18 protein-coding genes are annotated in these 21,700 nt (G+C 52.1%); 8 read left to right on the top strand and 10 right to left on the bottom strand.

The window, feature by feature from the left end; all coding sequences use genetic code 11:
• Window positions 1-40 precede the first annotated feature (40 nt).
• Complete coding sequence (locus GX030_05800; protein ID NLV91894.1) at window positions 41-268, top strand: hypothetical protein; 228 nt, start codon at window positions 41-43, stop codon at window positions 266-268.
• Between the two features lie 100 nt (window positions 269-368).
• On the opposite strand, the gene GX030_05795 is transcribed toward GX030_05800, so the two are convergent.
• The 8 genes from GX030_05795 to GX030_05760 all read right to left on the bottom strand — a co-directional run bounded on the left by GX030_05795 (window position 369) and on the right by GX030_05760 (window position 10,362).
• Complete coding sequence (locus GX030_05795) at window positions 369-2,237, bottom strand: ABC transporter substrate-binding protein (GenBank protein ID NLV91893.1); 1,869 nt, start codon at window positions 2,235-2,237, stop codon at window positions 369-371.
• Between the two features lie 283 nt (window positions 2,238-2,520).
• Window positions 2,521-2,811 carry a hypothetical protein gene (locus tag GX030_05790; GenBank protein ID NLV91892.1) on the bottom strand — a complete coding sequence of 97 codons (291 nt, stop codon included), beginning with the start codon at window positions 2,809-2,811 and terminating at the stop codon, window positions 2,521-2,523.
• Between the two features lie 241 nt (window positions 2,812-3,052).
• The gene (locus GX030_05785) at window positions 3,053-4,924 is read right to left on the bottom strand and encodes an ABC transporter substrate-binding protein (GenBank protein NLV91891.1); all 1,872 of its coding nucleotides are present in this window, start codon (window positions 4,922-4,924) and stop codon (window positions 3,053-3,055) included.
• A 157-nt stretch (window positions 4,925-5,081) separates the two neighbouring features.
• On the bottom strand, window positions 5,082-6,131 hold the full coding sequence (locus tag GX030_05780; protein ID NLV91890.1) for an ATP-binding cassette domain-containing protein: 1,050 nt from the start codon (window positions 6,129-6,131) through the stop codon (window positions 5,082-5,084).
• The gene (locus GX030_05775) at window positions 6,128-7,171 is read right to left on the bottom strand and encodes an ABC transporter ATP-binding protein (protein NLV91889.1); all 1,044 of its coding nucleotides are present in this window, start codon (window positions 7,169-7,171) and stop codon (window positions 6,128-6,130) included. The genes GX030_05780 and GX030_05775 overlap by 4 nt, the downstream gene beginning before the upstream one ends.
• Window positions 7,172-7,204: 33 nt before the next feature.
• Window positions 7,205-8,377: an ABC transporter permease gene (locus tag GX030_05770; protein ID NLV91888.1), complete on the bottom strand. Its 1,173-nt coding sequence runs from the start codon at window positions 8,375-8,377 to the stop codon at window positions 7,205-7,207.
• 42 nt (window positions 8,378-8,419) lie between these two features.
• Window positions 8,420-9,403 (bottom strand): ABC transporter permease, encoded by a 984-nt coding sequence (locus tag GX030_05765; GenBank protein ID NLV91887.1) that lies wholly within the window; start codon window positions 9,401-9,403, stop codon window positions 8,420-8,422.
• Between the two features lie 359 nt (window positions 9,404-9,762).
• On the bottom strand, window positions 9,763-10,362 hold the full coding sequence (locus GX030_05760; protein NLV91886.1) for a non-canonical purine NTP pyrophosphatase: 600 nt from the start codon (window positions 10,360-10,362) through the stop codon (window positions 9,763-9,765).
• 411 nt (window positions 10,363-10,773) lie between these two features.
• On the opposite strand from GX030_05760, the gene GX030_05755 reads away from it, so the two are divergent.
• From GX030_05755 to GX030_05740, 4 genes are all read left to right on the top strand, one after another.
• Complete coding sequence (locus GX030_05755) at window positions 10,774-11,715, top strand: ABC transporter permease (GenBank protein ID NLV91885.1); 942 nt, start codon at window positions 10,774-10,776, stop codon at window positions 11,713-11,715.
• Between the two features lie 14 nt (window positions 11,716-11,729).
• Window positions 11,730-12,632, top strand: coding sequence for an ABC transporter permease (locus GX030_05750; protein NLV91884.1), 903 nt, complete (start codon window positions 11,730-11,732; stop codon window positions 12,630-12,632).
• Between the two features lie 157 nt (window positions 12,633-12,789).
• Complete coding sequence (locus GX030_05745) at window positions 12,790-14,235, top strand: glutathione ABC transporter substrate-binding protein (protein NLV91883.1); 1,446 nt, start codon at window positions 12,790-12,792, stop codon at window positions 14,233-14,235.
• Between the two features lie 165 nt (window positions 14,236-14,400).
• Window positions 14,401-15,063, top strand: coding sequence for an undecaprenyl diphosphate synthase family protein (locus tag GX030_05740; protein NLV91882.1), 663 nt, complete (start codon window positions 14,401-14,403; stop codon window positions 15,061-15,063).
• On the opposite strand, the gene GX030_05735 is transcribed toward GX030_05740, so the two are convergent.
• Both GX030_05735 and GX030_05730 read right to left on the bottom strand, forming a co-directional pair.
• Complete coding sequence (locus tag GX030_05735) at window positions 15,047-16,069, bottom strand: sugar phosphate isomerase/epimerase (GenBank protein NLV91881.1); 1,023 nt, start codon at window positions 16,067-16,069, stop codon at window positions 15,047-15,049. The two genes, GX030_05740 and GX030_05735, sit on opposite strands and share 17 nt — an antisense overlap.
• Window positions 16,070-16,083: 14 nt before the next feature.
• Window positions 16,084-17,289, bottom strand: coding sequence for a M20/M25/M40 family metallo-hydrolase (locus GX030_05730; GenBank protein ID NLV91880.1), 1,206 nt, complete (start codon window positions 17,287-17,289; stop codon window positions 16,084-16,086).
• Between the two features lie 309 nt (window positions 17,290-17,598).
• Here GX030_05730 and GX030_05725 point away from each other — a divergent pair, with 309 nt between their 5' ends.
• From GX030_05725 to GX030_05715, 3 genes are all read left to right on the top strand, one after another.
• Entirely contained in the window at window positions 17,599-19,515 is a 1,917-nt protein-coding gene (locus GX030_05725; GenBank protein NLV91879.1) for an ABC transporter substrate-binding protein, read from the top strand.
• A gap of 78 nt (window positions 19,516-19,593) precedes the next feature.
• On the top strand, window positions 19,594-20,577 hold the full coding sequence (locus GX030_05720) for an ABC transporter permease (GenBank protein NLV91878.1): 984 nt from the start codon (window positions 19,594-19,596) through the stop codon (window positions 20,575-20,577).
• A gap of 16 nt (window positions 20,578-20,593) precedes the next feature.
• Window positions 20,594-21,691, top strand: a complete 1,098-nt coding sequence (locus GX030_05715; GenBank protein ID NLV91877.1) for an ABC transporter permease — start codon at window positions 20,594-20,596, stop codon at window positions 21,689-21,691.
• The last annotated feature ends 9 nt before the right edge of the window (window positions 21,692-21,700 follow it).

Raw genomic sequence — 21,700 nt, 5'->3', positions numbered from 1 at the left:
TTATGTGTTCTAGGTTTTCTAGTTTTCCTATAATGTCAAAATTCACAATAACTGTATTATATTCACCCATATTAAGTGGATCCAGGTCTTTGCCAAGGACAGCAAAGGTCAAGTAGTCCATGTTGGCACCTTCGATTTTGGTCCTACTTATGGAGATCCAAAGGTGACTTTCCCGATGAAGTTATCCAGCACCTCCACGGTATATGCCATTGAGTACTGCAACATCCACGGTCTGTGGGAGAGTGCCGTTGAGATCATAGTAGAGTAAAGAACATCGAACTGATAGGCTATGTACAGAAGGGGTGAAAGCCGTCCCGCAACTTGCGAGACGGCTTTCGTTCCGTTACATTATCGATCCACCTGGCTGTTTAATCGGCCAAGTAGTATTGCTCCGGCCACGTATTGCCCGGAGTCTTCTGCAGCCAGTCGGAGACTGCTACCTCCGGTACGTTCCGCATCCGATTGCTGATAATCACAATGTGGGGTAGGTCGCCAACGGTACCAATGTACCAGAGCTGCTCATTGTTGAGCTTTACCAGCTCCTGCATTAATCCAGCGATCTCGTCTACGTCGGCAGCGTTCTTCACCTTACCATACAGGTCATAGGCTTGCCGAATTGGACCTGCGGGAGGCTCCTCTCCAGTTCTACCTTGAGTGACAAACCAGCGGAACCAGGGGGAATCTACACCCTGACCCCGTCCCGGCAGCAGGAATAAGGGATCGACGTCAGGAGTAAGTCCTCGGTCGTTGGTCCAAGGCGACATCTCAAAGTCTAGCCCATTGGCTCTTTCCTCGAACAGAGTCCGTTCCAGGACCGAAACAATGACCCGAATGCCGATGTCCTTCCAGTAGTCGACGGCCAGTTCTGCTGCCTTAGTCCAAGGCCCGAAGGCAGGAGTGAGGGTGAAGTTGATGGTCAGGCGTCGACCATCGGGAAGCAGGCGATATCCCTCGGAATCCCGTCTAGTCAGGCCAATTTCATCGAGGAGTCGATTGGCTTCGGCGACATCACGCTCAACGTAGTTGAGGTCAGAGCCCTCAACAAAGAAGGGCGAGCTGGGGATGACGCCGCCTTGGCGAGCCCGACCCAGACCGAGATAGGCCAGTTCATTCATCTCTTCCCGATCTATGGCCAAGGACATGGCCCGGCGGAACCGAACGTCCATGAACAGTTCCCTGAGACCCTCATCTTTGCACCAGGGGTTGAAATAGATCACGAAGTTGCTGGGCTCAGCAGATTGCCACATCAGGATACGGAAATTGTTCCGCTCCATGTTGTCGGCAAAGACCGGCAAGTTATCCCAAAGCAAATGACGCAGTTGCATATCAATTTCGCCGGCTGCTGCCTTCAAGTTGAGTACTTGGATGTTATCTACAATATCGTGGGTGATGCGATCAATATAAGGTAGTTGATTACCTTCGGCATCTACCTTCCAGTAATAGGGATTCCGCTCCGCTACGACAGTGGTAGCCGGAGAAGGTACGGTGATGATCCAAGCCCAGATCACGGGACACTCAGGATTGAACCTTGGATCCCGCTTTGCATTGAAGTTCTGGAACCACATCTCCAAACCAGCTTCCACCGCTAGTGCATTGGCCTTTTCTAAGCCCACATAGTTGGGATGGAATTTGCTGAGATAATGTTTCGGATATTGCGTAACTCCTTCTCCCTGATAGGCCATCTGCCGGATGAACAGAGCATAGGGAGACGGGAATTCAAACTGGATTGTATACTGATCCAGCTTGCGAAATTCCGCCAGCTGTCCATTGATCGTGAGCCATTCGGGATACACTGGAGTTAGCTCGGGATTGAGAACTACGTCATTCCACCAGAATTCAAAGTCATCGGCGGTGAAGGGATGGCCATCGGACCATTTCATACCCTCCCGCAGGTAGAAGGTAAAGGTCCGACCGTCCTCGCTAATCTCGTATCTCTCGGCCACGTTGGGAATTACGTCGGAGCCATCGGCGTTCCAGCGCACCAGGGTCTCGTATGTGAGTCTGGCATTAGTCTGTATGTCCGTTGGGCTAAGGGCAGCCCTGCGCCAGGTTCCACCATACTGGCCAATCTCATCGACCACATCAACTACGCAGGGTTTCTTCGGCAGTCTCTCCTCAACGGGTGGCAACTTGCCTTCCTTTACCCGTTCTGCCAACATCGGTGCCTCGTTATACCCAAGGGCAACGGCGGAAAATGTCAGCACTAGAACCAGAGCAAAGAATAAAGCTTTTCTCACTTAATATTTCCCCCTTTCGGATTTTTCTCATAACTTACCTGAAAAAAATGCCTTTTCCTCCCTACTCCTTTGCATCACCTCCTTAACTATCCGGTGTATCAACACTATAGCTGCCAGGGGTGAGTGGGAATAACAGCTGGTCGCCACTATTCCATTGATCACACCCCAAAGGCTTCCTACTGTCTCACCTAATCTTCCTTTGAACCACACTTCCAAGCCAGCCTTAGCTGCTAAGTTAGGATGGAATTGCTTGAGATAGTGCTTTTGATAACCTACCATCAACTCACCGGTGAAGGCCAATTGCCGCAGGAACAGGAGTAGGGAAAGGGAAACTCCCATTGGATGGATGGTCATCCAGCTTGTGGAACTCCGGTAACAGCTCGCTGATGATCAGCCAATTCGGAGGCACTGGAGTCAATTCTTTGTTAAGAAACGCCGGTAGGTCCAATGGTAGCGCGGTGCCAAGTTCCACCATATCGGCCGATCTTATCGACAACTCAACTACCAGGGGTTCCTTGGGCAGTCTTTCCTCCTCGGGCGGCAGCTTACCCTGCTCCACCAATCTCGCTAACATCGGGGCCTCGTTATAGCCCAATGCCACTCTTGAAGGGGCCAACACTAGAGCTTGGGCAAAGAACACTACTCTTTTCGCTATCTTGTCTCCCTTCGGAATGTTCCGACATTTTAGCGGAAAAAAATACGCTCTTCTTTCCTGCCACCTGACAAACTAGAACACTTTAGATAATTGTACAACGTGGTTAACTGGGGGAAGCAGCGGGTTGCCCCGCCACTTCCGCCCAGAGTTCTGCCCACTTCTACTCGGCGAAGAAGTATTGCTCAATCCAGGTGTTGCCCGGAGTCTTCTGCAACCAGTCGGAAACTGCCACTTCCGGTACGTTGCGCATCTTGTTGCTGACAATCACAACGTGGGGTAGGTCACCAACGGTGCCGATGTACCAGAGGTTTTCCATGTTCAGAAGGATCAGTTCCCGCATCAACTCGGCAATCTCGTCAACGTCGGAGGAGTTCTTCACCTGAGCATAGATGTCATAGGCTCGCCGCTCAGGACCCGCCGGAGGCTCCTCGCCGCGGACTCCATTCGTGTAGAACCAGTTGAACCAGGGAGAGTCTACCGACTGTCCTCGACCTGGGAGCAACAGCAAGGGCTCAACGTCAGGGGTGAGTCCCCGGTCGTTGGTCCAGGCTGACATCTCAAAGTCTAGCGCCATAGCTCTTTCCTGGAACAGAGTTCTTTCGATGACGGAAATCACAACGCGAACACCAATATCCTTCCAGTAGTCAACCAGCAGCTCCGCGGCCTTCGTCCAAGGACCAAAGGCAGGAGTAATGGTGAAGTTGATGGTTAACCGCCTACCGTCGGGACGCAGACGATAGCCCTCGGAATCCCGCTGAGTTAGTCCGATTTCATCGAGCAAGCGGTTGGCTTCGGCCAGATCCCTTTCGGTGTAGTACAATTCACTACCTTCGACGTGGAAGGGAGAACTGGTGATAACTCCACCTTGACGGGCGCGTCCAAGACCGAGATAGGCCAAGTCGTTCATCTCTTCTCGATCAATGGCCAGGGACATTGCCCGACGGAAGCGAACGTCTCGGAATAGGCTCCGTAGCGCTTCATCCTCAATAAAGGGATTGAAGTAAATTGCGAAGTTACTGGGCTCAGCAGCCTGCCACATCAGGATGCGGTAGTTGTTCCGCTCCATGTTGTCGGCAAAGACCGGCAAGTTGTCCCACAGAATATGACGCAACTGCATGTCAATCTCTCCGGCCGCGGCCTTGAGATTGAGCACTTCGATGTTGTCCACAATGTCGTGGGTCACCCGGTCAATGTAGGGCAGCTGGTTGCCTTCAGGGTCTACCTTCCAGTAGTAGGGATTACGCTCCGCTACGATGGTGGTAGCTGGGGAAGGTACCGTAATTCTCCAAGCCCAAATCACCGGACACTCGGGATTGAATCTCGAATCCCGTTTAGCATTGAAGTTCTGGAACCACAGCTCCAAGCCAGCCTCCTTAGCCAGAGCGTTAGCTTTCTCCACCCCTACATAGTTAGGATGGAACTGTTTGAGATAGTGCCCAGGATACCAGGCCACCATCTCTTCGCTCCGGAAGGCCAACTGACGAATAAACAGTGCGTAGGGAGACGGGAACTCCCATTGGATGGTATAATCATCGAGCTTACGGAACTCCGGCAACTGCCCATTGATAGTAAGCCATTCGGGAATCGCCGGGGTCAATTCTTCGTTGAGAATGACATCATTCCAGTAGAACTCCCAATCATCGGCGGTGAAGGGATGCCCATCGGACCACTTCATCCCTTCTCGCAAATAAAAGGTAAAAATACGACCGTCTTCGCTGATGTCCCAGCTCTTGGCGATATTAGGAACCACGTCAGAACCGTCGGCATTCCATCTGACTAGTCCCTCATAGGCCAAGCGGGCCACGAACTGTACATCGGTGGGGCCAATGGCTGCTCGCCGCCAAGTTCCACCATACCGACCAATTTCCTCAAGGACCTCTACAACCAAAGGCTCTTTCGGCAATCTCTCCTCAACTGGTGGTAGCTTGCCTTGCTTCACCAATTCCGCCAACATCGGGGCCTCGTTATAGCCAAAGGCTACGGTTGTAAATGCCAATACTAGAATCAGAGACAGTAGGATACTTTTTCTCATTGTTTCTGCTTTCTCTCCCTTCTGTATTGTCTGACAATTGCAGTTGAGGATGAGCCGCTTGCTTCTCCCCATCACCTCCTTGTTGTTACTAAACTCCCAAACTTATCTCAGGTATGGTGGGAGTACCTTTCAACTTGCACTCCCACCACCATTTGCACTATGCACCCCGCTCCAGCTCCCGACCGACACCCTGCAGCTCTAGTTCCCTAGCAAAGTGACAAGCTACGGTATGAGGCAATTCACCGGGATCCGCGACATTAATCAACGGCGGCTCCTCTTCTCGACACTTCGCTTGCGCATACTTGCAGCGAGGATGGAAAGCACATCCCGTCGGGCGATTGGAGGGGTCAGCCACCTCGCCTTCAAGAATCATCCGCTCCAGCTTGTATCTGGGATCGGGACGGGGAACCGCCGACAACAAGGCTTCACAGTAGGGATGCTTTGGACTGTGGAATAGCGTTTCAGTTTCAGCCACTTCCACAATCTTGCCAACGTACATCACTGCCACTCGGTCACAGATATGTTCAACTACGCCCAAGTCATGGGCAATGAAGATGTAGGTCAGATTAAACTGCTCCTGCAGGTCTTGCAGCAGATTGAGCACCTGGGCCTGAATCGACACGTCTAGAGCCGAAACCGACTCGTCGGCAATCACCAATTCCGGATTTAAAGCCAGGGCCCTGGCAATCCCAATCCGCTGCCGCTGCCCTCCACTAAAGGCGTGGGGATAGCGAACCATATAACGGGGATCGAGACCAACCACCTTCAGCAGCTCTGCTACCCGGTCTTCCCGCTCTTGAGCACTGCCGATGTTGTAGCACACCAAGGGTTCGGAGATAATCTCCTTTACTGTCATCCGGGGATTTAGCGAGGAGTAGGGATCTTGGAAGATCATCTGCATGTGCTTTCGCATCTCTCGCAGTTCAACCCGGTCCAATTCCACGATGTCCACTACTGAGCCGTCGGCAGTATGGTAGAGAATTTCCCCACCCGTCGGCTCGATAGCCCGTAGGATCGTCCGCCCGGTGGTGGTTTTTCCACAACCACTTTCGCCCACCAAGCCTAGAGTCTCACCATGGCGGACTTCAAAGGTCACGCCATCAACGGCCTTCACATCGCCGACGTGTTTGCGGAAAACTCCTCTGCGAATAGGAAAGTATTTTTTCAAGTCCTTTACTTCAAGCAGATATTCGCGGGTCCCTTTCATCGGCCAGCCACTCCTTCCGCAGTAGAATCAGTACCGGTGGAATACAACAGGCAGCTGACCTGATGCCCCTCCGACACTTGAACCGGGCGGGGAACCTGTCGATCGCAAACACCCTTCACAAACTGTGGGCAGCGAGGATGGAAGGAACATCCCGGCACCTGCACAAAGGGATCGGGAATGCTACCCTTAATGGCATAGAGACGTTCACCGGTCTTCTCGCCCACTCTCGGAACCGACTTGAGCAAGGCCTGGGTATATGGATGCTTTGGATTGTGGAAGATATCATCAGTCGAAGCCAGCTCCACAATCTTGCCCAGATACATCACCGCTACTCGATGGGACATGGCAGCCACCACGCCCAGGTTATGGGTAATCATCAACACCGTCATATTCAACTGTTGCTGTAACCGCTGAATTAGTTCCAGAATCTGCGCCTGAATAGTCACGTCCAATGCCGTGGTCGGCTCGTCGGCGATCAATATACTAGGGTTGCAGGACAGAGCCATAGCAATCATTGCCCTTTGCCGCATACCCCCACTCATTTCAAAGGGATATGAATCTACCCTGGTCTTCGCATCGGGAATGCCCACCAAGTATAACATCTCAATGGCCCGTTCCCTAGCTTCTTCCTTGGTTACATCTTGGTGCAACCGAACCGCTTCTCCGATCTGATCGCCGATGGTATGAATGGGACTCAAAGATGTCATCGGTTCTTGGAAAATCATCGCGATATCTGGGCCCCGAATGTCGAGAATTTCGGGACTGTCGGGATGCAAAGCAGTGATATTAATATCCCTGACTCCTGATTCCTCCCGGCGATACAGATGCACCTCACCCTTGACAATCTTGCCAGGGAAGGGAACCATTTGCATGATCGCTCTGGCGGTCATACTCTTACCGCAACCACTTTCTCCCACCAAACCCAGGGTTTCACCCCGATACAACTCCATATCTACTCCGTTCAGGGCCCGCACTGTTCCTTCACGGGTGGTAAAGTGTACATGCAGGTCGTGAACAGACAACAACTTTTCCTGCTGCATAGCCCACACTCCTTCGTATCCTCGTTTCCCGTATTAGGTGGCAGTGGAGTAAGGATCCGCTGCGTCTCGCAATCCGTCACCCACGAAGTTGAAGGCGAGGACAGCTAAGACAACGAACAGGGCCGGGAACATCAGCCACGGTGCCAACGCTACAGCATGGATGTTCTGGGCGTCCTGCAGTAACACTCCCCAACTAATCACGGGGGGCCGCAAACCTACGCCAAGGAAGCTCAACGATGTTTCCGACAAAATCATGTTGGGGATCGACAGCGTTACGGAAGCGATAATATGACTCAAGAAGGAAGGTAGCAAGTGTCTACCGATGATTCTAGCTTCCGACGCCCCCGACAATTTTGCCGCCATCACAAAGTCCTCACTGCGCAGGGACAAGAACCGTCCCCGAACAACTCGGGCTAGGTTGGTCCACCCGATGAAGGACAGAATAATCGTGATTCCAAAATACACCAGCAACGGGGACCAATCCGCCGGCAACGCCGCTGCCAGTGTCATCCAAAGAGGAATCGGGGGAAAGGCCCTGATGATCTCAATCATTCTTTGCACCACTAGGTCAACGGTGCCGCCAAAGTACCCGGAAATACCGCCCATGATAATACCGATGAGCAGTGACAGGAACACACCAACCAGTCCAATGGACAGCGACACCCTAGCGCCATAGATGATCCGGGAGAACAAATCCCTTCCCAATTGGTCAGTTCCCATCAGGAATAGAGCTCCACCATCCTCCGTTCCAAAGAGGTGCAAGTCTGTCTTAAACAGTCCCAGCAACTTGTACTCATGTCCTCTGACAAAGAAATATATGGGATACTTTTGACTCTTGTCCAGAACATAAGTACGTTGGAAGGTTTTCATATCTAGCTGGCTCTTCATTCCGTATACAAAGGGACGCAACGAGAAGCCATCTTCATCGACGAATTTTGGCAACTGCGGCGGTGCGAAGGGTTTTCCCGTCCGGAGGTGAGGATCAAAGGGAATTATAAAGTCGCCAAAGAGAGCACACATGTATAGGAGAATAACCACCACGCCAGCAACTACGGCAGCCCTATGACGCAGGAACTTCCACCACATCAACCTCCACTGCGAGGCGACAAAAACCCGCTCTTCCGCCGAAACCACAGCAGTATCCTTTTCCACAGGATTGGGATTAGGTTGCGTTGCCGGATTTCCAACTGGACGATCTGTTGCCATGACTTATTCACTCCCCTGTAATAAACTCATAGTCACGTGTTCTTAGTCGTATCTAATCCTTGGGTCAAGCCAAGCCAAGAGAATGTCGGATAGTAACATACCTATCACCGTCAAACTTGCCAGCATTAAGAGGAAGCTTCCCGCCAGGTACATGTCCTGGCTCAAAAGTGCTCGCAAGAGCAAGGGACCCGTGGTAGGCAGACTGAGAACAACCGATGTGATAGTAGACCCAGATACAATTTGCGGAAGAACAAAACCGATTGTACTGACAAAGGGGTTTAGGGCTACCCGAACAGGGTATTTGAGAATTACCTTGTAATTTTTCAGACCCTTGGCCCGAGCTGTCTCAACATAGGGCTTGCGTAGTTCGTCGAGCAAGTTAGCACGCATGGTCCGGATCAACCCGGCAGTGCTGGCCATACCAATGATGATCATCGGAATAATCAGGTGCCGGAGCATGTCAACGACCTTATCCCAATTCCAAGGAGCATCGACGTATTCCGGTGAAAACAGTCCACCGACGCTTAGGCCAAAGTATCGATTGGCAAAATACATTAATACTAAGGCCAACATGAATCCGGGAACCGACAAGCCTAAGAACCCAATGAAGGTAAATATATAGTCGAAGGCGGAATACTGTCTCACCGCTGAGAAAATCCCGATGGGCAGCGCCACCACCCAGGAAAAGAGCAATGAACTGATGGACACTACCATAGTCAACGCCAGACGCTCGCCAATCAGACTGGAAACAGGCTGATTCCACTCAAAGGAATAACCGAAGTTGCCACGCAAAACCCCGGTAATCCACTTCCAGTATTGCAGGTACCATGGTTGATCCAAGCCATACTGTTTTCTTAAGGCTTCAACCAATGCTGCGTCCACGGCGTCACCACTTTGCGACAATTGAGCGATGTAACTTGACAAGTAGTCACCCGGCGGCAACTGAATCAAGATGAAGCAGATAAGCGAAATCACGAGCAGCGTTGGGATCATGTATAGTACCCTACGGGCGATAAAGGCTAACATTGTCAATCTCCACCTCTTTTCTCAAGAATCTTTTGCATCCATTGCTAGGACTAGCTAACCTCGAACGGAACTGCACCCCCTTCATATTGGCCCCAGTTGTGTTCAGGGTTTCCGACGCAACGAGACCAAATATTTGCTCGTCAGTAACAAAGTTTTAACCCCTAACTATTTGGTTTTCCCTCCTCTGACAATTCCCTCTTTTTTATTTTCATTTTTCTTCCCATTCTTTCGTGCTTTTTATATTGTCACACCCTTCAGGTTTATCCAACAATAAAAGCCCATCCGTAGGGCTCTAACTCCCTATGGATGGGCCTAATTGTCTTATTTCTTCTAATTATTTAAATACTCTGCCTCTATAATTATGCATTACCTGTGGCAACCAGGTCAATCTGTAGTACCCTTCTCAAGAAGGGCCAGGCCGCCAAGGCTTGGGGGAGGGGAAGGGGCGCTTTGGTCACTTGTTCAATGGTTACTGCCGTCATTGGCAGACCAGGCTTCATCGGCCGAATCCTCTTTTCGGCAATTATGAAGGGCTGTTCATAGCGCATGACATCGGATTCTCCATTGGGACCGATCAAAGCCCAACCGGAAACAAATCTTGCCGTCCTCTTTTCCAGGGGCACTCCCTCAAGTCGCTTCAACAAATAATCTAACCAGGTATCATCGTCAACGGTATCGGGAAACCGACCGTTCCACCGCCGGGCCTGTATTCCCGGCTCTCCACCTAAGGCATCAATCTCAAGACCGGCATCATCGCCGAGGACAATAGTGCCTGGCTGCCAATGGGCCCTAGCTTTCAGCAACGCGTTTTCTTCGGGAGTAACTGCGTGCTCCTCAATCTTTAGGGCAGTGACGCTGTCCACTGGCCGACAGGCAATGCCCAATTCTGCAAAGGCCATGGTGAAGTTTCTAATCTTTCCGGGATTCTTGCTGGCTAGCAAAACACATCTAGTAGACATCCTCATCCCAACCCTTTGTCAATAAAATCCTCACGAAACGTTCTTTGGTTGTTGTCACTTACTGTCTATCCCTTCTTGTTCGAAAGGCAAATACTTTGTCCTTCTTTGCTGGCGAAGTAAAGCCTTCCTCGCTGGCTCAAGAACTGGCATACTTTGTCAATTTATGCATGGATATGCATACTGTATACAATAAACATACAGCCTCCCCCTTGCTGTCCACGGCCCCGCGGTGTCCCTTTTCGCATCGTTATACCTGCTTCTTATCGAACTTCGACACTTTCCGGCCCTTTCAAGTGTAAAGTTCTAGTTACGTACCTTCCCAAGCTCACCAAACAGTGGTAGAATATACAGACATAAAATGAATTCATATATTTATCCGTTAGGAACTGTTGACGTAAGGAGTGGAAGACATTGTTGAGGTACATTCAGCGCCGGCTCTTGATGTTGCTGCCGGTTCTTCTGGGGATATCAGTTATCGTGTTTCTGGTAATGCATCTAGCCCCTGGAGATCCAGCCCTCATTTTGGCAGGCCCAACGGCAACGGCCAGTGAGATTGCAGCTATTCGTGAGAAGCTGGGACTCAATGAGCCAATCTATGTGCAGTACTGGCGCTTCCTTAGTAATGCGCTGCGAGGGGATTTGGGAGAGTCAGTTCAGTCCGGTGAGTCGGTATCAGCCATGTTGGCCCAACGCTTTCCCAACACCGTTGCCTTGGCGGTGGCAGCAATGATTGTCGCCATGATCATTGGACTTACCAGCGGCATCATTGCCGCCGTGAAAAAGGGTTCGGTCTTTGACTCAGCCAGTATGGTCACAGCCCTCTTGGGAATCTCCTTGCCTAACTTCTGGCTCGGTTTGATGCTGATGCTGATTTTCGCCGTGCGCCTTCGTTGGTTTCCCGTCGCGGGTTACAACGGCCAGTGGTGGACGGTTACTGGAATCAAACAATTGACGTTACCAGCCATCACCCTGGGAGTTCAGACCGCAGCCTTGCTCGCACGGATTACCCGCTCTTCTATGCTCGAAGTGATGCGTGCGGATTTTGTGCGCACCGCCCGAGCCAAGGGGCTGAGCCAAATGGTGACCATTGGCAAGCATGTATTTCGCAATGCCCTCATTCCCGTTGCCACCGTGATTGGAATTAACTTCGGCGGTCTCCTGGGTGGTACCGTAGTAACGGAGTCGGTCTTCGCCATTAACGGTGTTGGACGGACAATGGTGCAGGCCATTACTTCCCGGGACTTTCCCGTGGTTCAGGGAGCTGTGCTGCTGGTGGCTTCTACCTTCGTCCTCATGAACCTGTTGGTTGACGTAATGTATGCGGTCCTAGATCCCAGAATTCGCTATGACTAAGGAGGTGACTAGTCATGTCAACGGATGTCGTCCTCAACCAGAATAGGGCACAAACAGAGGATCAATATGAAAGCATTAGCCAAGGCCGACGGGCGTGGCGACGCCTGCGACGCAACAGATCGGCAATGTTTGGACTTCTAGTTCTTTTTCTCTTGGTGTTTGCCGCAATTTCTGCCGATTGGCTCGCACCCTACGATCCTCTCGAGCAAAATCTGATTAACCGTTTCAAACCCATTGGAACTCCAGGACATTTATTGGGAACCGATGCCTTTGGCCGGGATATCTTAAGCCGAGTGATTCACGGTTCCAGAATCTCACTGGTGGTGGGAGTCTCCTCCGTAGGGTTGGGACTTGTCTTTGGAGTCACTTTAGGCCTCATAGCTGGATACTACCCAAAGGCCGATAACATTATCATGCGTTTCATCGATGTGCTGCTGGCCTTTCCCGGTGTCTTACTGGCCATCGCGATTGTGGCCGCGTTGGGTCCAAGCACCTGGAATGTAGTCATCGCCATCGGAATCTGGTCGATCCCCACCTTCGCTAGGGTGGTCAGAGGTCAAGTGCTTGCCGTCAAGAGTCAGGAGTATGTGACTGCAACCAAAGCCATTGGCTGCAGAGACTACCGAATTCTGTTCAGGCATATTCTACCTAACTGTCTTGCACCGGTGATTGTGTATTCATCGATGCGAATAGCATCATCCATTATGTCCACGGCCACTTTGAGCTTCTTGGGCCTTGGGGCGCAGCCTCCCACACCGGAGTGGGGCGCAATGATTGCCGAAGGCCGAGCCTTCTTGTACAACGCTCCACACATAGCCATTGTGCCGGGATTTGCCATTGCCATAGTGGTCTTTGGCTTTAACCTGTTGGGCGATGGACTACGGGATGCCCTGGATCCCAACCTGTCCGATGTCTAATCAAGGTCATTGTTTGAACTGTAAGGTGACATCAGCTGCACCTTATGGGATAGAACTTCATAATCACAGAAGGAAAAGGAGATGAAGGTAAGTGCAAAAGAGGTTAGTTGTCCTAATCACCGTCGCGTTGTTAGTCCTTAGCGTTGCTGGTACCGCCATGGCAGAGAAGGTACTCGTCTATGGAGCCGCTGCCGGTCCCGTTGGTTTGTCACCGAGCCTAACCAATGACTCCGCGTCCTCCAATGCTAACTCGCAGATGTATGAGACGCTATTTCGCCGTAACTATGAGACCAACGAAATCGAACCACTATTAGCCCTTTCCTACGAAAACCCCGACGACACCACCTATGTCATCAAACTCCGGGAGGGCGTGAAGTTCCACGATGGCACCGACTTTAACGCTGCCGCAGTCAAGTTTACCATTGAGCGCATGATGGATCCTGCCGTCGCTTCCCCCCGAGCAAGCCTATGGGAAAGTGTGGAATCCGTTGAGGTAGCCGATGAACATACCGTGGTCATCAAACTTAAGCGGCCCGATGGTCTCTTCTTGGCTAACCTGACCCATGACAACTCTGCCATCGTCAGCCCCACCGCGGTCGCTAAGTATGGCAACTTGATGCAGAACCCCGTGGGAACGGGCCCCTTCAAGTTTGAGAGTATGGTAACCAATGATTCCTTGACCATGGTTCGCAACGATGATTATTGGGGCACCCCGGCCAAACTGGATAAGATCGTCTTCCGGGTAATCCCCGAGGCAGCCACTCGGATCGCGATGTTGGAGACCGGTGAGGTTGACTTTATCGACAACATCCCACCGGAGCAATTGCCGAGACTGCAGTTTAACCCCGATATCAGAGTCCAGACCAGTACTGGAACTCCGATTCGCTACCTAAGCTTCAACTTTGACAAAGAGCCCTGGAAGAACAAACTGGTCCGTCAAGCCGTCGCCTATGCCTTGGACATCGATGCTCTCGTCAGTACCTTCGATGGTTTGGCTGTCCGCTCCGACAGCATCATCGGACCCCAGGTCTTTGGCTATAAGCCGGAAGCTGAAGAGCACGGCTATGAGTACAATCCTGAGAAGAGTAAGGCATTGCTGGCTCAAGCTGGATTCCCCAATGGCTTCAGAACCACCCTCTGGGCCAGCAACAGTTCTGAGGACTACGTCAGGGCTGCCCAGATCATCCAGGCACAGCTGAGACAAGTAGGCATTCAGGCTGATCTAAAGATACTGGATTGGGGCGCCTATCTCGATGCGACCCTGACCGGCGAAACCGACATGTTCTTGCTGGGATGGTCTAACCTAACCCAGGATGGCAGCGGAATGCTGTATCCTAACCTGCACAGTGCCAACGCCGGAGCCTCAAACCGGAGCTTCTATCGAAATCCAGAAGCGGACAAACTCATTGAGGCAAGTCAGCTGAGCATTGACCAAGACGAGCGTCTGGAACTGCTGCACCAGGCAAATCTATTCTTGATGGAAGACGTGGCTATGGTACCTCTGTGGCATCAAGTGAATACCATTGCCATGCGTGAACGAGTCACAGGACTTATCCAAGGTCCCACTGCCGACTGGGAGCTCTACCCCGTCGACGTTCGATAGAAATACAACTTAGATTAAAATTACAACCTCCAAACCAGTCCAAAAAACACCGGGTCCCTTTGACCCGGTGTTTTCCTATCCTCGTATTCCTCTAGCCTTCCCGGTTATACTAACCAAAGTTGGTTGCCAGACCAAGAAGTAGTGTTACCATCAGAGGTGAGTGCGATGAAACCTAGACAGTTCACCCGACTTCCGCAACACATTGGGATCATTCCCGATGGCAATCGCCGCTGGGCCGAAGCCCAGGGGCTACCCAAACACGCCGGCTATGATCATGGTATTGCCCCAGGAGTACAACTCTACAACCTGTGCCGAGAGCTTGGGATCGAGGAAGTCACCTTCTATGGATTTACCCAGGACAACACCAAAAGGCCTGCCGTTCAGACTAGAGCCTTCCAACGGGCCTGCGTCAAGTCCGTGGAAATCCTCAGCCACCTGGATGCCAGGTTGCTGGTCATCGGCAACAGCGATTCTCCTCTCTTTCCCAAGGAGCTAATCCCCTACCGAACCCGTCAAGTATTTGGACCCGGTTCCATCAAAGTCAACTTCCTAGTCAACTACGGCTGGCGCTGGGACCTAGACTGGGGTCTAGAGCGGCAGAGAATCCACGGCGGCAGACTGGTGGATAACATTGCCTCGGCAGACATCTCCCGGGTGGATCTGATCATTCGCTGGGGTGGCCGTCGACGGCTGTCGGGATTTCTTCCCGTCCAGTCGATCTATGCCGATTTCTATGTGGTCGACGCCTATTGGCCGGACTTTGTCCCAGAACATTTCTATCAAGCCCTAGAGTGGTATCAGACTCAGGATGTTACCCTGGGAGGGTAGCTCCTAGTACTTGTTCTTGAATCTCCTTCAGGTTCTTGATATTTTCCGTTACCCGGACCTGGCAGATTTCTGACCAGTTGGCCCGTTCCACCGGCGCTACCTCACCCCGTTGGATTCGGATTTCCGTTTCCATTGCCAGTTGTTGGAGGCTAGCCAGCTCCTGTCCCGTTAAGTCGGGAAAGCGAGACAGAAAAGTGGAACGAAAATACGGAAGGACAAAGGAGCCACCATGATCCTCTATGGATAACTTAACCCCTGGCGTAAGGCGGGCCAGCATCGGGATAATGGCCTGCCAATCCACTGAACCCCTTCCTATGGGGGTGGTAAAGGTTTCAAATCCCTCCTCGTGGAGTCGAATACAACCATCCTTAGCATGGGTGGCCACCACCCAGGGCAACACTCGACGGGTTGCCCAGACCGGGTTTTCCAACATTGTCAACAGATTCATCGTATCCAGACAAATACCCAGCCCTTCGCCAGGGTTAACCCCTACCTGTTCAAACACCCGCAACAGCTCAAAGGTGGTGAACTCAAAGTGGGTTTCGATAGCTAAAGTTACTCCATGATCCTGCAGAATCGGTACCGCTTGCCGCAACTGCTCCACCATTTCCTCTAGCATCACTTCGGTGGCAGGCAAACGATTATGCCATCGCATCAAACCCCCAGAACAGGAGCGCACCACTGTGGCTCCCAACTCCTTAGCCTCCAAAACAGCGGTAATAATGGAATCTAGAACCGGTTGCCAACAGCCACTGGACAAATCAAAGGGAATATGACGGGCCCGCCCCCATTCAATGTACATGTTCTCCGCCCGGGCAAACTCCCCCAATTCCCTGAGAAACCCAAGGTCAATCTCCTGCCCAGGCTCTGAATACTCCGGGAGCGCGGTGAACTGTACCCCTGCCCCGCCTCGGGCCTTTGTCCACTGCAGAATTTCAAAGGAATTGAGATCCTGGGATACCAAGCAGTAGCTGTCGATGCCAACGGGCATCGGTTTTACTTCCATCTCCCTCTCGCCTCCTAGATATTGCCCAGCCGGAGTGCCAGCAAAATCAGCTGCTTGACGCCGGGATATAGGCTGGAGATCTTAGCTGCTTCCTCCAAGGAGTGCACCCGCCGACCTTTGACCACACCAATCGCGATACCCGGAATGCCTCTGGTAATAGCGGGATTAGCGTCGGTGGCACCCAGTGTGCTCAACTCCGGCTCGATCCCAAGATCCCGAAGGGTTCCCATGGCGATCTGTGTGAGAATGTGCTTGTCAGCATCCTCAATCATGCCGGCCTCGATGGCATTGGCACACTCCAGGGTCACCTTGGCTTCACACTCAGCAGCGGTGAGGTAAGCCTGCCCTAGCACTTGATTAACCAGGTTATTTAACTCCCGGGGACATTGGGATCTGAGATCCACCGTCAACTTCGCCTCAGCACAGACAGCATTGGTCGCTGTTCCCCCACCAATGGTTCCGACGTTCAAAACGGTTAAGGGTTTTTCCGGAAGTTGAATTTGGTACAACCGTTGAATCAACTGGCTCAGGGCCACCGCAGCGTTGGGCTTACCCCTACTGGCCAAGGTATGGGCCGCCTCTACCTCATAGGTAATTGTCCACCACTGAATCCCCAGGGCCCCACACACCACTTGGCCTAGGGTACCATCAACGGCAACAAACATGTCGATGGGGCGGGAAGTGTGATCGAGAAAGTATTTGGCACCGGCAAGCCCGGTCTCTTCCTGGACGCTGGCCAAGAAGATTAGGTTTGCCTTCAGGGAAACCCCACTGGATTTGATGGCCCTGGCCCCGTGCAGCATAGCAACCACCGCAGCGGTATCGTCGGCAGCACCGGGAACGTGAAGCCATCCATCTTTAACGGAAATCGACAGCTCGGTGTCCATGGGAAACACCGTATCCATATGGGCTGAAAACACTATGTTAGGACCATGGTCACTTCCCGGCAGCACGCCGATCACATTGCCTTTGCCATCGATATGGACCCCATCTAGTCCAATTTCCTTCATTTCCTGCTGGACCCACCGAGCCCTGGCCTCCTCTTGTCCCGAGGGACCCGGGATCTGAACAAGTTCTTGCCATTGCGCCAGGATCTCCTCTTGATGCTCATCAACATACTCTAGAGCCCGTTCCTCAGCTTCTCCTTGGGCCGCGCCAACGGGCTTGGTCAGCAGTACTACCGTAACTAGAACCACCAGCAAAGTTAGCATGCACAACACTGGCCGTCAGTCCCTTCTGGATGGATTTTCCGATATTGCCACTTTCTCTGCGAACCCAGGTTTACCTGCCCAGCCCCCTCTGTCAGAGTTGTCCCTCAATTCTCTATTTTCGCAAGTTTGTCAAATTTTTGCAGGAATATCACTGGTACCGGCGAACAATGAGATTGACTCTTTGTTAAGGTTCTGTTTCCTTGGGAAATTGCACTACTCCACCCTAAGGGGGTGATACCTGACTACTTGCCAAGTCGTCTTCGAGGCACTGTCTAGGGATAGGGAAAAATCATGCTTGCCTTTGAGGAGGTATTGCACATGAAAAGACTGGCCCTATCACTTCTCATCGCGGTGATGGCCATTGCCCTTGGCGCCAGTGTTGCCCTGGCTTACAATGAAGCACCAATGCTTCAAGAGCGGGTAGCCAAAGGGCTCCTACCACCGGTGGAGGAAAGGCTGCCAGAGAATCCTCAGGTGGTTCAGGTAGTAGAAAGAATTGGTGACTATGGTGGGATCATCGATTCCTCCAGTATTGCGGCGGACAGCTTGCTTGGGCCCCACAACTTCTTGATGGGCGAAGGTATGCTCCGCACTGACACCGACTACAGCACCATTGTCCCCAATATGGCGGAGTCCTGGGAATTGTCCGATGATGCCATGACCTTGGTCCTCCATCTCCGTAAAGGTGTAAAGTGGTCTGACGGACACCCCTTTACCGCTGACGACATCCTCTTTTGGTGGGAAGACGTTGAGCTAAATGAAGAGCTTCGACCCGCCGGTCCTAACCGCAGAGTTTGGCAACCGGGCGGAGAGCCGATGAAGGTCAGAAAGATCGACGACTACACCATAGAGCTGAGTTTCGCAAAGCCCCACCCATTGATCCTGAGAAACTTGGCCCATGGCCACGGTATGACGATGCTCAATTTCCCCAAGCACTACCTGAAACAGTTCCATCCCAAGTATACTCCAATGGAAGAGCTTGAGAAGATGGTAGCTGCCACTGATGCCTTCGACGAATGGTATCAATTGTTCTGGGACAAAGCCCGGAATGACTTCGCAGTTTCGCTAGATCTCGGATGTCCTACTCTGGACGCTTTCGTGCTAGTTGAGAGGGAGCCGGGAATGCTGCGCTTTGAGCGCAACCCCTACTACTGGAAGGTGGACGCTGAGGGTAATCAGCTTCCCTACATCGATGGCGTTCGGGTGCATAAGGCATCGAATATCACCACCGTTAACGCCAAGATCATCACCGGCGAGGAAGACTTCAATGGCTTCCATACCAGTCTGCAGCAGCTCACAACCTATAAGCAGTACGAAGAGCAAGGCGACTATCGCATTCTCCTGTACAACGGCACCTTTGGTACCGAAGTTCTGATTCAGTTCAACCAAACTTGGGAAGATCCCGTCTGGCAGCAGCTAGCTCGAGACGTACGCTTCCGCAGAGCTATGTCGCTGGCCATCGATCGAGACGAAATCAACAATACTCTCTACTTTGGCCTAGGCGAACCTCGCAACACCAGTGTCCTCAGCAACAGCGTTGCCTATGAGGAAGAGTTTGCTCGGTCCTATGCCTACTACGATCCCGACGAGGCCAATCGTCTCCTTGACGAGTTGGGCCTGGATAAGAGAGACTCCGCGGGATTCCGGCTGCGGCCCGACGGCAAGCGGATGTCTATCGTCATCGAGTACTGTGAAGCCGATACTCCCAAGACTCCGACCCTGGAGTTGGTCAAGGCTCACTGGGATGCCGTGGGAGTTCACACCACTCTAAAACTGATTAGCAATACTCTAGAATCAGAACGGGCGATGGCCAACCAAATTCAAGTTGGTATTCACCATGCCGACCGGTCCACCGACCCGCTGTTCTTCACCGAGCCCTACTGGTACGCCCCCATTCAATACGGTTGGGAGCAGAACACCTGGCCGTTGTGGGCCCAGTGGTACACCACTGGCGGTACCGCGGGTGAAGAACCACCGGAGCATGTACGCTATCTAATTGACATTTATGAGCGGATGCAAACCACCACCGACGAAGACGAGCGCATCGAGCTGGGCAAGGAATTGCTCCGGCAGCAGGCCGAGAATCTCTGGACTCTAGGCACCGTCGGTAGCGCCCCCTTCGTCATCATCGTCAAGAACAATCTCCGCAACGTTCCAGAAACGGGATGGTGGGGCTGGGATGGATATTTCGGCTATCCATATCATCCAGAACAATTCTTCTTCGTTCAGGACTAAGTAAGACCAAAAGCTTCGGTACCGGATCCCCAGCGGGGTCCGGTACCGGTCCTATCTGTCTAAAAGGAGGCATGCGCTTTGGGTGCCTATATGCTGCGGAGAATCGGATATATGCTCATCACACTGCTGGGCATCTCCGTGATTGCCTTTGTGATCATTCAACTTCCCCCAGGAGATTACTTGACGACCTACATCACCCAATTAGCCTCAACGGGAAATGTAGTCGATCAGTCGATTATCGCCAGCCTCGAGCGACAGTATGGTCTGGATAAGCCACTGTACGTTCAGTATTTCAAATGGATGGGTGGTGTCCTGACGGGGAATTTCGGCCGGTCCTTTGACTGGAACGAATCAGTGGCAAAGATTATCGGGGAAAGACTGCCGCTGACCGTGACAATTTCCCTGTCCACACTGATTTTCACATACGTAGTGGCAATTCCCATCGGCATCTACTCCGCTGTGAAACAGTATTCCATCGGTGACTATATTGCCACTTTTATCGGCTTCATCGGATTATCTGTCCCTAACTTCCTATTGGCTTTGCTCTTCATGTTTGGGTTCTATCGTTTCTTTGGTATCAGCGTTTCAGGATTGTTCTCTCCCGAGATGCGGGACGCGGCTTGGAGTTGGGCCAAGTTCAAAGACATGCTCGACCATCTGTGGGTCCCAATGATCGTCATAGGAATGGCCGGTACCGCCGGAATCATTCGCACGATGCGGGCAACCACCCTAGATGAACTGGGCAAAGACTACGTCAAGATGGCGCGCTCTAAGGGCCTTCCTGAATGGAAGGTAATCTTTAGACATCCCGTCAGGGTAGCTATTAACCCCATCGTTAGTACCATTGGTTGGGAGCTGCCCAACATTGTCTCCGGCAGTACCATTGTGGCTGTAGTCCTCAATCTGCCGACTACAGGACCGATTCTTCTCCAGGCACTGCTGGCCCAAGATATGTTCTTGGCGGGCAGCTTCATCTTGATGCTCAGCACCTTGACCGTAATCGGAACATTGATCTCCGACCTTCTCCTGGCAATTTTAGATCCGAGAATCAGACTTGAGTAGTAGGAGGAGAGCTATCATGGCTGAAACCAGTCGTTCACTGTCCCATGCTCAGCTGGTGTGGCGACACTTTACTCGCCACCGCCTGGCTATGGTGGGGTTAGTCATTCTCATCATATTCTACTTGGTGGGTGCCTTCTGCGAGTTTGTGGCCCCGTTGGATCCCTTGCATCGCTTCACAAACTATATTTATACGCCTCCAACTCCTTTGCGATTTGTGGACTCCGAGGGTAACTTCTCCCTTCGGCCCTTTGTCTACGGAATTAAGTCTGAGTTAGACATGACCACTTTCCGCCGAATCTACGTCCCGGACACCAGCCAGAAATATTACCTGCGGTTTTTAGTCCGGGGGCACAGCTACCGCCTGTGGGGACTGTTTCCCACTAACCTTCATTTATTTGGCGTCGATGAAGGCGGACACCTGTTCCTTCTCGGAACCGATGACCTGGGCAGAGACATGCTCTCCCGAATTATCTATGGAACCCGAATCTCCTTGAGTATTGGGTTGGTGGGAGTTGCCATCAGCCTGGGCATTGGCCTTTTGGTTGGAGGGATATCGGGTCTGCGAGGGGGCAGCTTCGATGCAATTACTCAGCGGATAATAGAAATTCTCCGCTCGATTCCCCAAATTCCTTTGTGGATGGGCCTCAGTGCTGCTTTACCCCCTAACTGGGATCCCATCAAGGTGTACTTTGGAATTACCATCATCCTCTCCCTGCTGGGCTGGACCCATATTGCCCGTGTGGTGCGAAGTAGGTTCCTCAGCCTACGGGAGGAGGACTTTGTCTTAGCGGCCTATGCCGCCGGCTCCAGTGAAATGAGGATCGTATTCAAGCATTTGATCCCATCCTTTATCAGTTACGTCATCGTGAGCGTTACTCTCTCGGTACCGGGAATGATCCTGGGCGAAACTGCCCTTAGCTTCTTGGGAATTGGCCTGCGGCCTCCGGTGATCAGCTGGGGCGTGTTGCTGGAACAAGCCCAGAATATTTCCGCGGTCAACACCTATCCTTGGTTGCTGACGCCGGCTATTTTTGTTATTCTCGCAGTTCTGGCCTTTAACTTCGTCGGCGATGGTCTCAGAGATGCCGCTGATCCTTACAGCAAGCATATTTGACCCCAATAG

The sequence above is a fragment of the Bacillota bacterium genome (assembly GCA_012727955.1).
Lineage (GTDB): Bacteria > Bacillota > Limnochordia > DTU087 > JAAYGB01 > JAAYGB01.
Note: the sequence above shows the minus strand (reverse complement) of the source record. Positions and strands in the feature narration are given on the sequence as shown.

Excerpts from the sequence above, each read along its gene's own strand:
- GX030_05780 (NLV91890.1), bottom strand. The coding sequence starts at position 6,131 with ATGAAAGGGACCCGCGAATATCTGCTTGAAGTAAAGGACTTGAAAAAA.
- GX030_05785 (NLV91891.1), bottom strand. The coding sequence starts at position 4,924 with ATGAGAAAAAGTATCCTACTGTCTCTGATTCTAGTATTGGCATTTACA.
- GX030_05725 (NLV91879.1), top strand. The coding sequence starts at position 17,599 with ATGAAAAGACTGGCCCTATCACTTCTCATCGCGGTGATGGCCATTGCC.
- GX030_05750 (NLV91884.1), top strand. The coding sequence starts at position 11,730 with ATGTCAACGGATGTCGTCCTCAACCAGAATAGGGCACAAACAGAGGAT.
- GX030_05740 (NLV91882.1), top strand. The coding sequence starts at position 14,401 with ATGAAACCTAGACAGTTCACCCGACTTCCGCAACACATTGGGATCATT.
- GX030_05765 (NLV91887.1), bottom strand. The coding sequence starts at position 9,403 with ATGTTAGCCTTTATCGCCCGTAGGGTACTATACATGATCCCAACGCTG.
- GX030_05735 (NLV91881.1), bottom strand. The coding sequence starts at position 16,069 with ATGGAAGTAAAACCGATGCCCGTTGGCATCGACAGCTACTGCTTGGTA.
- GX030_05760 (NLV91886.1), bottom strand. The coding sequence starts at position 10,362 with ATGTCTACTAGATGTGTTTTGCTAGCCAGCAAGAATCCCGGAAAGATT.
- GX030_05790 (NLV91892.1), bottom strand. The coding sequence starts at position 2,811 with ATGTTAGCGAGATTGGTGGAGCAGGGTAAGCTGCCGCCCGAGGAGGAA.
- GX030_05745 (NLV91883.1), top strand. The coding sequence starts at position 12,790 with ATGGCAGAGAAGGTACTCGTCTATGGAGCCGCTGCCGGTCCCGTTGGT.
- GX030_05775 (NLV91889.1), bottom strand. The coding sequence starts at position 7,171 with ATGCAGCAGGAAAAGTTGTTGTCTGTTCACGACCTGCATGTACACTTT.
- GX030_05770 (NLV91888.1), bottom strand. The coding sequence starts at position 8,377 with ATGGCAACAGATCGTCCAGTTGGAAATCCGGCAACGCAACCTAATCCC.
- GX030_05715 (NLV91877.1), top strand. The coding sequence starts at position 20,594 with ATGGCTGAAACCAGTCGTTCACTGTCCCATGCTCAGCTGGTGTGGCGA.